Raw genomic sequence first — 10,719 nt, forward strand, 5'->3', positions numbered from 1 at the left:
TTATCGGGCTTTGCCTACACGTTGTTCGAGCGATTACGGGCCCACTTGAAGAAGACCCCCTTCGAGAGAATGAGCGCCAGTAACCTGCGGCTGAAGCTGATCAAGGTGGGCGCGGTCATCATTCGCAACACTCGACGCATACGGGTGTTGATGAGCGATGCCTATCCTTACAAAGACGAACTCTCTGACCTGGTGCGTCAACTGGTTCCGGAATAGAAGCCTGGGCTCCCCCGGCCCGACTCAATGGGGGAAAGGGGGCCGTGTGTCCGGACAACAGAAATTGATCAGTTATTAATCAATCGCGGCCGCAAATGAGCGGTAGTGGCGGTAACCTGCACAGTCTGCGAGACTTGCCGGGGACCTATGAGAAATCCGGGCTAGGAGTCTGCGCGGCAGAAACGTTTTGAGCCCTCGTTTCCGCCAGACCGGATCATTGTCTGGCCGGAAGGAGTGTTCGCGATATCGGATCGGCTCCATCATCGCTTTCGATCCAGCCAGTTAACCGGTTAAAAGGGGCATCGCAGGGCCCCAGCTGTACCTACCGTGAGCCAAAGGCTGCCTCAGCGACTTATGCCAACCTCATCAGTGAACTCATGCGCCTGAGATTGAGCGACAGACAGACAAGATCCCATTCACCCTGCACCGCCTGAAGGCCCCGCAAGCCGAACTGCCGGAAGCCCAGGACATTCTTGATCCAGCCATTCACCGCCTCAACCATGTGCTTGTGCTGAGCGTAGACTGCTCGCCCCTCCGCCGTGGTAAGCTTCTCCTCCATGCGGGCCGTCGCCGGGTACCGGCTCGCGTTTATATCTCCGGTTTTTTTGCCTTCCCGGCGCAGCGAGACGTAGCCATCTATGCCTTTTGTCTCCAATGCCTGCAAGTCTTCCTCTTTGCGATAACCCGCATCAGCCAGACATTGGCCTGGGTAACTTCCCAGAGTTTCTTTTACCTCGCCCAGCAGCGGCACCAGACAGCCGTTATCACTGGGGTTGTTACCCTGGCGGTTGCCCACGATGATCTGGAACTCGCCATCCACGGCCAGTTGGCCGTTATAGCATTGCTGGAACCCATCATTCGTTTTCATGATCCGGCTTTGGGGGTCGGTAAAGTTACTCTGAGCCTTGTCCTCCGGAACTCCATAATCTCTCTTGAAGTTCCGGCCACCCTTGGGTGAGCGGCGATCATCGTCTGGATGCCGGCCTTTGGCCTCATCTTGCGTTTTTTGATCCGCTTCCAGTTTCTCCTTCGCTGCCCGGATCTTGTCCAGCCGCCCCTGACGGTGCTGAAGCTCTTCGGGTAACTCGTCGCCCCGCTGATCCGGGCCAAACTGTTGGTCTTCCGATTCATCCACACGGCGAGCCTGGCCACAAAGCTCATCAACCTCTTTTGACAGACGGGCTTCTTCCTCCCGCATGCGGTCATAGCTCATGGCCTTGTGCTTACTGGCGTTGGCCCGGACCTTGGTGCCATCAATCGCCAGCGTACCGAGAGTAACCAATTCCGCTTCCTGGGCGATCCGGACCACCTGAATAAATACGGCCTTGAACGCAGCCAGGTGTTGCTTGCGAAAATCGCAGATAGTGCGGTGTCTGGGGAAATTGCCAGCCGCCAGGACCCGAAGGGCGACATCTTCTTCCAACTTCCGGGCGATCTTTCGTGATGAAAACACGCCGGTCGCGTACGCATAGATCAACACCTTCAACATCATCCGCGGATCGAAAGGCGAGTTGCGCCGACCGCTCCCTTCATACCGGGCGTAGAAGGCACTCAGATCCAGTTCCTCGACCACGTCACTGATGAAATAGGCCAGATGCCCTTCGGGCAGCCACTCGTTCAGGCTCGGGGGAAGAAGCAGTTCCTGATCAGGTGAATAGGGGCGGAAGGTGGTTCCCATCGGATTCTCCGGTGCTGAAGAATTTTTACGTATTATGCCAGAAGGTGGCTCCTGCCGCGCAGACTCCTAGCATAGGCCGGTAACAAACTGTCGAAACCGGCAAGAAGTCCCATTGTGGCAGCTCCTTGTATAAGGCGGCGCCTGGACACACCTGCATAGAAATGTCTATCGCTCATAGGTTGCTCCTAAAACCATGTATATACAGCTTCTCGCGTTCGTGGCTCGATTGTTGACGCTACCCGGTGCAACTGAAATCAAACTGAAAAGTCGACCGGTAACCCCCCATTTTTAACGGGTTGCTGTTTTTCTGGGGAGTTGCCGTTACTGGTACAATCCATGGCAGACTGGCGAAACTTTCCCACCTCGAAAAACGGCGCTTACAAATGAAAATTCTGATTGTTGAGGACAATGCGGTACTTGCCAAAAGAATATCGGACTGGCTTGCGCAGGCGCACTACACAGTCGATATCGCCAAAACCGGCAAAGAAGCGGACTCGTTGATTGAAACAAGCTCCTACCAGGCCGTTATTCTCGATATCGGACTGCCCGATGAAAATGGACTGTCTTTAATGCAAAGATGGAGAAAAAACGGGAAAAAAGAGGCCATCCTTATTCTGACCGCACGCTCCAACTGGACTGAGAGAGTAGAAGGGTTGAACGCGGGTGCCGACGATTACCTTCCCAAACCGTTTGAGTTTGATGAACTGAAAGCCCGGCTCAGTGCGATTATCCGCAGAAAGGACGGCAGAACGACAGACCAGATCAGCGTCGACGGATTTCATCTCAACGCCACCTACCGAACGCTTACCACGCCCGACCAGAAAGAGTTCAGACTGACAGCTACGGAATTCCGCCTTTTGCAGTGTTTCCTCCGTTCACCGGACCGGGTGTTTTCCCAGGACGACCTGGTTGAAACCCTCTACAACATAGAAAGATGCCCCACCAGAAATGTTGTTCAGGTCTATATAGCCAGGCTCAGAAAAATAATAGGGGGCAATAAAATCAAGACTTTGCGTGGCCAGGGCTACTTCTTCGAAAAAGATCCTAACCGCTGAACGCCCGAGTGAACCAACCAGGTTAAAATATGTCTGCTCCGAAAAGTATCCGCAGAACAGCCATTCAGTATGGGGCTGTTTTCAGCCTCGTATATTTTACTCTGATATTCTTTTCACACACCTACGTGATAAAGCAACTATCGGACGAGTCCAGGAAGCAACACCTGAACAAAGAGCTGGGAAACTTTCAGGCAATCATTGAGGCTGAATCCCCCACAACCGACGACCTCAGCAACATGATCAATCAGTTTGAAATGCTTCTGGGGCATGCCATCGTCATCGAAACGGCTAGCGGAAGCGTCCTGGCGAGCCCGAACTTTGACCAGAGCCAACTGCAGGGCGCTGCAGAGAAGCCCGAGGGTTTCATCCACATAGCGCAGGGTGCGAACACGCTTTTCGGGCTCAAACGCATTTTCTCCGCCAGTGAAAAACTGGCCTCAATCACCGTTCTTGAAACCGAGGGGGCGCTCTCTGAACGACCGCTGAAGGCCCACCTGACATTGCTCGGTGCCTCGGCCGTTCTTCTGGCGATACTGCTGGCACTGATTGGAACCACCACACATCTGACGTTAAAGCCCATCAGTAGGATAAAAGAGGACCTGAGACGGCTCCAATCCGGGAAACAAAGTCGTCTGAACCCTCACGTGCCGGAAGAGTTTCGTCCGCTGATCCGGCAGCTCAATGATTTGCTCGAGCTGTCAAACCGGCGGCTGGACCGCCACCGCCGCCTGAATTCCGATCTCTCTCACCTGGTCAAAACCTCTATTTCTGCCAATCTTGCCATTTTGTCGGATATCGATACCTTGCCTCCGTCCCGGGAGGATGTTGTGTTTATGGCCTCTAACTTGCGGGAGCTTGACAAATCCCTGAAATACCGGATGAGCAAAGCAGACATATCAGGCAGACAGATGGGACGGACGTGCATGCCGGTTGAAATCACGGCAAGTGTCATCACCGTTATGGAAAAAATCTTCCCTGACACGGTTTTTCGCCTCCACACCAACTTACCTGAAAACTTCAGCTGGCCAATGGAGCGACAGGATCTTTCAGAGCTACTTGGCAATTTACTCGAAAATGGCGGGAAGTGGTGCCAGACAACCGTCGACGTTACAATCGCCCGCACGTCATCAGGACTCTCCATAGAAGTAGCGGACGATGGCCCCGGAATTTCTCCCGAGGCGGCAGCCACTGTCATGAACAGGGGTACCAGGCTGGATGAAACGGTCGCCGGTTTCGGGCTCGGATTGTCCATCGTGTCCGAGATTGTCGAAGACAACCTCGGACAGATGAACATGGGTACCTCAAAAAACGGAGGAGCCAGCATTGTCATTCTACTGCCACTTCCGGATTAGAAAACCTCCAGAAAGGCAACCGTCGATGACGCAGCGCGGCTTCTCCCATTTTTTACCGTTGGATATCACTCACCTTGGCTCTCGAAAAGCGACCGAACAGAACCGGCAAAACAAACAGCGTCAGGAAAGTTGCGGTGATAAGGCCGCCAACAATCACGCTGGCCAGTGGCTTCTGGATTTCAGCACCCACGCCCGTCGACAACAGCATCGGTATCAAACCGAGTGCCGAGGTTATTGCTGTCATCAAGACAGGACGTAAACGGGAGACGGCACCTTCAAACACCGCGGCATCCATGCTCAACCCATCCTGTATTCGCTGATTGATGCTTTCGACCATGACGACCCCGTTAAGCACCGCCACACCAAACAGTGTGATAAATCCAACGGAACTGGGGACTGAAAGGTACTGGCCGGAAATCCAGAGCGAAAAGACGCCACCAATGACAGCAAGCGGCACGTTGACAAGGATTAACAGTGCCTGACCAACCGAACTGAAAGCAAAGTACAGCAACAGCGCAATCAGGCCCAGAGATACAGGGACCACAATGGTCAATCGTTTCTGAGCTCGCTGCTGGTTTTCAAACTGACCACCAATATCCACCGAATAGCCGGGGGGAAGGTTCACTTCTGACGCGATAACATCCTGAATATCGGCAACCACACTGCCCATGTCACGACCCTGCACATTAGACTGAATGACCACACGGCGCTGAACGTCATCGCGGCGCACCTGAGGCGGACCGGACTGAATAGAGATATCGGCAACATCACCAAGTCTCACCCAGGCTCCGGACGGCGCCTGTAACCTGAGATCGGCAATGGCATCCCGGTCTTCCCGGAAACGTTTGGCCAGACGCACATAGATATCATACCGCTCGTTGCCGTTGATGATCTGGCCCGCAGCGGCACCACCCAGTCCGTCCCGGACGACACTCATCACATCAGACACGGCGAGTCCGTACCGGGAGAGTGCCTGACGGTCTGGCTGAACCACCAACTGCGCTTCACCGGCAATCTGCTCCATGGCCACGTCCCGGGTCCCCTGAACAGTTCGGACCGCCGCTTCGATCTGTTGGCCTTTCTCGGCCAGCACCTTGAGATCCGGGCCAAAGAGTTTGATGGCCAACTGCGCGCGGACACCAGACAACAATTCGTCAACCCGAGTTGCAATAGGCTGAGAAAAGTTAAACAGTAGCCCCGGGTGCTGTTCGAGCTTCGCCTCAAACAGGGCCTGCAATTCATAGCGATTACTGGCGCTGGTCCACTCGGCTGTTGGCTTGAGGCCAATGTAGATTTCGATGTTGTTGACGGGCTCCGGATCGCCGCCTATTTCCGCCCGCCCCGCCCGGGACAGCGCGTAGGTCACTTCTGGAAATTCCATCAGCATGGCTTCCAGTTTTGGCGCCACTTCAAGCGCCGTATCAAGGCTTGATGAAGGGGCCAGGGTCACCCGGAGGTTAATCGTGCCCTCTTCCAGTTCAGGCACGAACTCCGTGCCGAGTCGTGGCACAACCAGCGCCGCCAGCACAACAAGAACAGCCGCCGCGCCAACAACCACGCGGCTATGCTTCAGTGACCAGGCAAGCCCCATGCGATAGAGCTTTTCCAGGGGTTTTAGAATGAAGCTTTCCCGCTCCCGGATACCCTTACGGAACATGTATGACGCCAGCGCGGGTACAACCACCAGAGCGACGATCACAGCGGACACAATGGCCAGCATGATGCTGATCGCCATTGGCTGGAAAAGCTTGGCTTCCACACCTTCAAAGCTGAATAAAGGCATGAAAACGACCAGGATAATCGCCGTCGCGAAAAAAATTGGTCGCGCCACTTCCCGGCCTGCCTCCTGCAGTCGAAGCGCAATGCCATGGTCATCGTGTGACGCGTCCAATGGGTCAGGGTCGTTTTTCACCAATTCATCCCGACGGGCGTCATGCTCAGCATCCGGATGCGTCAGATGTTTGAACATGTTCTCGACCATAACAACAGAGCCGTCCACCAGCATGCCAATTGCCACAGCAATGCCGCCCAGAGACATCAGGTTGGCCGAGAGACCGAACCAGGCCATGATCATCAGCGCAATACCGATAGAAATCGGTATAGAAAGCAGCACGAGCGTTGCTGCCCGAAGATTCATCAGGAACAGGGCAAGCACGATCGCAATAAACACAAAAGCCAACAGAAGTGCATTGGTCACCGTCTCTACGGCCTTGGTCACCAGATCCGCCTGGTTGTAATAGGGCTCAAAACGAACCCCACTCGGAAGCGCCTGATTTATGCGATCAATGCGGGCCTCGATGCCGTCGATGGTGGCTTTTGTGTTGGCCCCCATTCGTTTGAGTACAATGCCAGAAACCACTTCACCCAGTTGTTCAACCTGACCGGCTTCATCCTTCCGGGTCATGGTTACCGCACCCTGGCGAATTTCAGTGCCCAGCGCTACCTCGGCGACATCGTTCACTGTCACTGTAATGCCATCACTGGTTTTAACGGGCACCTGACGGATCTGCTCGAGCCCCTGCTCGCCATTACCCAGCCAGCCCATACCGCGAATAACCAACTGCTCCTGCCCGCGGCCCATATACCAGCCCCCAACATTGGAGTTGTTGTTCTCCAGGGCTTCCATGACATCGTTCTGTGATAAGTCATAGGACAGCATTCGCGCCGGGTTCAGGTTAACCTGGTACTGGCGGACCTCTCCGCCAAACGACAGGATTTCCGTAACCCCTTCAGCCGGTATCAGCAACAGTTTGACCAGCCAGTCGTGCAAGCTGCGCAATTCCATTGCGTCGTACCCCGAATCCGGGTCCGCTATCAGCAAGTACTGGTAGACCTGGCCAAGACCGGACGTATTCGGCCCCATTTCAGGCACCCCGACCCCGTCCGGAATCAGCTCCCGCGCGGCCTGCAACCGCTCGAAAACCAGTTGGCGCGCGAAATAGATATCCGTGCCCTCTTTAAAGACCACGGTGACACCAGACAACCCGGTTTTGGAGATGGACCGAACCTCCTCAACATCCGGCAACGCATACATCACCGCTTCAATGGGATAGGTGATCAGCTGCTCGACTTCCTCAGCCGCAAGTCCGGGCGCCTCTGTATTAACAGCGACCTGGACGTTTGTAACGTCGGGGAAAGCATCAAGATTCAGTTTTGGTATCTGAAACGCGGCCGTGGCGATAAGCACTGCAAGCGCAATAAGAACCAACAGGCGGTTCTGAACCGCCCAGTCGACAACTCGGTTGAACATAATGACTCCCGGAATCAGTGGTTGTGCGGATCAAAGCCGCCTTTGGCAATTTCAGAGGCCACAAAAAATGCGCCCCGCAAAACGACTCGTTGGCCCGCAGCCAGGCCGGAAACCTCACGGAGCCCGCCAATTGAGCGGCCCAGTTCCACTTCCACGGGTTCATACTCGCCTTCGGCCTCTTCCACATAGACCGTCCAGTCGCCGTCCGCGCCACGCATCAATGCAGTCTCCGGCACGGCAAGCACCGGCTCGCTGGTCTTAAAACGAAAATACACATCTGCGAACATTCCTGGATGAAAACGATCTTCAGGATTGTCCAGCTCCAGCCTGACAATCCGCGTGCGGGTCACAGGATCAATGGTGTGGGCTTCCTGGGACACCGTTGCCACGCCCACACGACCCGCTGCCCTGACTTCGGCTTCCGCGCCCTTCTCTAGAACAATGTCGGAGCTTGCTGGCAGATGGGCTTCTACCCAAAGTTCACTCTCATCAGCAAGAGTCACCAGCGGCTGGCCAGCCTCAACTCTTTGTCCTTGCTCAAACTCATCGGTCAGTACTGCACCATCCACGCGAGCCCTGAGCATGTATTCACCGAGACTATCCACCCCGCTGGCCTTCAACGCACCAATGTCATCATCGTTCAGCCCGTAAGCAAGCAGAGTCGCCCTTGCTGCTTCAATGTTGGCTTTCGCTGTATTGAACCGCTGATCGCCAACCACGGAACGACCCAGCCCGCTGATTCGCTTCCATTCAGGAAAAGCTTTCCTGTAATCCGCCTGCGCCTGTGCCACCGTCTCACTGAACAGGGTTACCAGCGGCTGGCCCTTGGTTACGTGCTCACCCAGTTCCACGTGACGCCGCAGCACCACTGAGGCAACCCGGGGGGACACGTGATAGCTGGTATAGCCGTTGGTCAGCAGCTCACCGGGCGCGTAAATTTCATAGTCAACGCGCTTGCTTTCGAGGGTTGCTACTTCAATGCCGGCGAGCTCTTTCTGTTTGGCATTGATGCTTGCGGTAGTTGCTTTTTCCTCTTCATGCTCACCTTCTTCACCATGATCTTCCTTATGCTCGCCCTTCTCACCGGTGACTTCCTGATGATCGTCGCCACTGGCAGCATGATCATGACCGGCTTCCTGATGAGCATCTTCCTCTGCCTGTACAAAAGAAAGTGGGGCTGTAAGCAACGTCAATGCGAATACTGAAATCAGAGCTTTTTTCATAATGAATATCCAGTTTCCAGACTATTGTTGGAAGGGGGTGATCAGTTCGCCAGACTGACTCAAGAGCTCAATCAGACCCAGCTGCGCCTGCTTTTCCAGTTCAATACCGGTTTTCAGGCTCTCCGCGCGCTGGCCCAGCGCCTGGAGATACTCAGAGGTGGAGAGGTCGCCGACCTGCCACTGCTTCTCAAGCAAATCGGCACTTCGCTGTACACGCCCCTGGGATAGTTCTTTCCATCGACGGAGTTGCTTGTCGTATCGCTTCCAGGAAGCGCGAGCGCCTGCCAGGTCATATTGTCGTTTCCGGTAGAGCGCCTGAAACCGCGCTTCCGCCTCCAGAGCCCGTCGATTCGCAGCCCGGGTTTCAGCGCTGTAGTTATTACGGACGTTCAGAGGGATCGAGAACGTCAGGCCAACCAGGTTCTCACCGCCATCACGCCCTCCGCTCAGCCCGACCGTGGGAGATGCCGTCGCTCTGCGACTGACCACCTCGGCTTCGCTCCGCAGCACCTGCCACCTCGCGCGGGCAGCAGCAATTGACGGATGATCCAGCAAATTGTCGTTATCGACCCTGGAAGCAAGAGCCGGCCAAATGTGCCCGGGGATTCCCCCATCCTGAGGCCTCCAGTCCGGCAGACGTTCTCTAACTTGAGTTTCTGCTCGATCAACTGCGGCCTTTGCCTGGGCGACTTCGCTCAACTGACGGGATAGATTTAAAAACAGAAGCTCTGCGTCGGCACGCCCCAGATCACCTGCCTGCTGGCGCTGTTCAACCTGGTCCAGCAAGGCATCCAGGCGCTGCTGTTGGGATTCCGCAATTTCTTCGGCACGCGTCGCCGCGCGCCACTCGACAAGCGCAAACAGCGACTCGGACGTTTGTGCCAAAACCGCCTCGTTCAAATCAGCTTCAGCGGAAAGCCTGATCAGCTTTGCCTTGTCCTTTAGCGCACCCTGTTGATCAGACCAATCGATCGTTTGTGATAGCCCTGCCTCAAAGTTGTTTTCACTGCCCGTTCTGTCTGTTCCAACAGACAGCTCCGGGTTATACAGCGGTTGTTCGCTTGCCTCAGCATCCGCATCCCGGGCTGCCGCCTGCTCTGTCGCCGCCATGACATCCGGATGCTTGCTTATCTGGCCAGTGAGCCAATTTGTCCAATTCACAGTCTCCGCTTGACCGAACAGAGGAATAGACAATAGTACTGAACACAGCAACGCCCTGGGCGAGTGCTTGCTTGCCTTCATCGACTTTCTCCCGAAGGGGTAAATAGCCACAATTCATGGGCGCGAGGCGTCCATGACAAAGTAGGTAGAGGTGGAGATAGTAAGTGAAAAGGTTGAAATGAACTTGAATTTGGAAGGCATTAGCTCAGGGAACTTGAAAGTGCTCCTCAATAAGGGCGGGGAGAAGCGGCAACGCGACTCATGGCCACGATGCCGCCATCCAATCTAGGAAAAGCGCTGGTTTGATGCCGGTTGAAGTGCGCTCTCGTCGGTCGCACCATCGTCGATACGAACAGCCCGAACCAGGCGGGATACAAGCACCTTGCCGTCACCCGGGTGCCCTTCCTGGGTTCTGCCCGTTCTGACAATGAGTTCCACAACTTCACCAGCGACATCATCGGTCGCTACGTCTATTTCCAGCTTGACCATCTTCACTTTCTCCAGAGGCGACTCATCGCCGACCAGATGACCAAATTCGCCGAGAGACACGACAGCAATACTTGCCACCCCCTTAACTTTGGCCAGAGCATCAACCACATGCTCTGCCATCACTTCTCTGACATACGCTTTTATTTCATACATAAACCGTCTCCTGACTATCAGACTGAAACGTCACGACGTTCAGATGCAAACCACTGGTACACACTGGGCAACACCACCAGCGTCAGCAGCGTTGAAGTGATCAGACCGCCAACCACAACCGTTGCCAGTGGCCGTTGGACAT

Annotated in this window: 9 protein-coding genes; 3 read left to right on the forward strand and 6 right to left on the reverse strand. The window is 55.0% G+C overall.

The features are described from left to right. Window positions 1-216 (forward strand): transposase (locus tag CXF87_RS10635; RefSeq protein ID WP_198556052.1); only part of this gene is annotated, 216 nt, incomplete at its 5' end. A 352-nt stretch (window positions 217-568) separates the two neighbouring features. On the opposite strand, the gene CXF87_RS10640 is transcribed toward CXF87_RS10635, so the two are convergent. Then, window positions 569-1,894: an IS1182 family transposase gene (locus CXF87_RS10640; RefSeq protein WP_035561699.1), complete on the reverse strand. Its 1,326-nt coding sequence runs from the start codon at window positions 1,892-1,894 to the stop codon at window positions 569-571. Between the two features lie 383 nt (window positions 1,895-2,277). Between CXF87_RS10640 and CXF87_RS10645 the strand changes: the two genes are divergently transcribed. Beyond that, on the forward strand, window positions 2,278-2,949 hold the full coding sequence (locus CXF87_RS10645; protein WP_035561696.1) for a response regulator: 672 nt from the start codon (window positions 2,278-2,280) through the stop codon (window positions 2,947-2,949). A gap of 29 nt (window positions 2,950-2,978) precedes the next feature. Then, a complete protein-coding gene (locus CXF87_RS10650; RefSeq protein WP_035561693.1) occupies window positions 2,979-4,301 on the forward strand; it encodes an ATP-binding protein in 1,323 nt (440 codons plus the stop codon). 52 nt (window positions 4,302-4,353) lie between these two features. Here the strand turns inward: CXF87_RS10650 and CXF87_RS10655 are convergent, their stop codons facing one another. From CXF87_RS10655 to CXF87_RS22400, 5 genes are all read right to left on the reverse strand, one after another. Further along, window positions 4,354-7,551: an efflux RND transporter permease subunit gene (locus CXF87_RS10655; protein WP_035561689.1), complete on the reverse strand. Its 3,198-nt coding sequence runs from the start codon at window positions 7,549-7,551 to the stop codon at window positions 4,354-4,356. 14 nt (window positions 7,552-7,565) lie between these two features. Next, window positions 7,566-8,774 carry an efflux RND transporter periplasmic adaptor subunit gene (locus CXF87_RS10660; protein WP_101146629.1) on the reverse strand — a complete coding sequence of 403 codons (1,209 nt, stop codon included), beginning with the start codon at window positions 8,772-8,774 and terminating at the stop codon, window positions 7,566-7,568. Between the two features lie 21 nt (window positions 8,775-8,795). Next, window positions 8,796-9,935 carry a TolC family protein gene (locus tag CXF87_RS10665; RefSeq protein WP_232774888.1) on the reverse strand — a complete coding sequence of 380 codons (1,140 nt, stop codon included), beginning with the start codon at window positions 9,933-9,935 and terminating at the stop codon, window positions 8,796-8,798. A gap of 285 nt (window positions 9,936-10,220) precedes the next feature. Beyond that, window positions 10,221-10,577 carry a P-II family nitrogen regulator gene (locus CXF87_RS10670; RefSeq protein WP_035561679.1) on the reverse strand — a complete coding sequence of 119 codons (357 nt, stop codon included), beginning with the start codon at window positions 10,575-10,577 and terminating at the stop codon, window positions 10,221-10,223. Between the two features lie 17 nt (window positions 10,578-10,594). Then, window positions 10,595-10,705, reverse strand: a complete 111-nt coding sequence (locus CXF87_RS22400; protein WP_442906356.1) for a hypothetical protein — start codon at window positions 10,703-10,705, stop codon at window positions 10,595-10,597. Window positions 10,706-10,719 lie beyond the last annotated feature (14 nt).

Origin of the sequence: Halomonas sp. MES3-P3E, from assembly GCF_002836035.1 — a bacterium.
GTDB classification, from domain to species: Bacteria; Pseudomonadota; Gammaproteobacteria; order Pseudomonadales; family Halomonadaceae; genus Vreelandella; species Vreelandella arctica.